This window comes from Streptomyces sp. NPDC055189, assembly GCF_053606765.1.
In genome coordinates this window covers 1-1,639 of the sequence record NZ_JBSGSG010000192.1, presented here as the reverse complement: position 1 = coordinate 1,639, position 1,639 = coordinate 1, and the positions used below count along the sequence as shown (strand labels likewise).

Genomic DNA, 1,639 nt, shown 5'->3' with positions numbered 1-1,639 from the left:
CAAAAACGTCCGCTGTGACGTGCAGGTCAGAGCAGTCCTGAGATGCATTCCCTCCCCGCCTGAAGACGGGGATACCCTGCAAGATCAGGGATGGCGGGCCTTCGGTGCGGACATCCCGCTGCCGCAGCCGGCCGGGATCCTGACCGCACCCACCAGTCTCGTCGCCCAACGAGGCCTGACGCTGGAGGTATACGGCCACACCACGGACCGCCGCGGCCGGCACGTGAGACGTGCTCTACGCGTTGATTGGTGCGGCGGACGAGGTCGGGGGCCGGTGGTGCGAGCCGGTCGGGGATCGTGGTGCGCTTACGCCGCCGCAGGTGACGGCCCTCGATCCCGTTGATACGCATCAGCCGCTCGACCCGCTTGCGTTTGACGGCGTGCCCGAACCCGCGCAGCTCGGCGTGGACCCGGCGGACCCCATACGTTCCCTTGTGCTCGGCGTGGATCTCGCGGATCTCCGCGACGAGCCCGTTCTCGGCGGTGCACCGTTCGTCGCGGGCCCCAGCCCCGGCGAGCTGCCGGTAGAAGCCCGAGCGGGAAACCTGAAGGACCCGGCATATCCGCTGCACGCCGAAGTCGGCGCGGTGGTCGGAGATGAAGTCCCAACGGCAGGGCTTCACTTCACCTCCCGAGCGAAATACGCGGCTGCCCGGCGCAGGATCTCCCGCTCGAGCGCTATGGCGTTCTCCCAGCGACATTGTCTGATCCACCTGGCGACCGGTGGCGTCGGTCCGTGATGTCGGCGCAGTTCGCAGAGCGAATAGGAACACGCTAAACGGGAGACATCGTGAAGATGGTTCGTGGTTTCGGAAAGGCCGCGGCGGTCATCGCTATCGGCGGAGGCCGAGCCACAGCAGGCGGCGGTGGGCGTTGAGGCGTCGGGCGAGGCGTTTGAGGAGTGCGGTGTCCTCGGACTTGGCGGCCGCGAGGTGCCGGCGACGGCCGAAAAGTGAACCAGTAACGACACCTGAAAGTCGACCCCCTCCAAGGGGTCTGGCTCGTAAGACCCGGTCCGCAGGCGTCCGGGCGCCCGGCCGGGGTAGACGGCTGACCGGCCCGCCCATCGGCGCGGCCAGAACCCCGGAGAGGACACGATCAGCGTGAGCGACGCCGAGCACCGGAAGCAGACCCCCGACGGAGCGGCAGAACTCCTGGTGCGCTGCCTGGAGAACGAGGGCGTCGAGGTGGTGTTCGGCGTGCCCGGCGAGGAGAACATCCGTTTCACCAACGCCCTCGCCCGCTCGGAGAAGATCCGCTACGTCCTCACCCGGCACGAGCAGGCCGCATCCTTCATGGCGGAGATGCACGGCCGGCTCACCGGCTCGGCGGGTGTGATGTCCGCGACGCTGGGGCCCGGCGCGATCAACCTGATGCTGGGCGTCGCCGACGCCATGACGAACAGCACGCCCGTCGTCGCGATCACCGCGCAGGTCGGCAAGGAGCGCAACTACAAGGAGTCCCACCAGTTCGTGGACCTGGTCAGCATGTTCGCGCCGGTCACGAAGTGGTCGGCGGACGTCCCGGCCACCAGGGCCATCCCCGAGATGGTGCGGCGCGCATTCAAGACCGCAGAGTCCGAGCGGCCCGGCGCCGTCTACCTCGCCGTGCCCGAGGATGTCGACGAGGCGACGGACGG

At 68.6% G+C, this 1,639-nt stretch carries 1 protein-coding gene and 1 pseudogene; one reads left to right on the top strand and one right to left on the bottom strand.

From position 1 onward, the window contains the following. Positions 1-188: 188 nt before the first annotated feature. A pseudogene (locus ACWFR3_RS46790) lies at positions 189-680 on the bottom strand (IS3 family transposase); the annotation flags it as partial. Positions 681-1,103: 423 nt separating this feature from the next. Between ACWFR3_RS46790 and ACWFR3_RS46785 the strand changes: the two are divergent. After that, positions 1,104-1,639: thiamine pyrophosphate-binding protein (locus ACWFR3_RS46785; RefSeq protein ID WP_453740815.1), on the top strand; the 536-nt coding region annotated here is incomplete at its 3' end.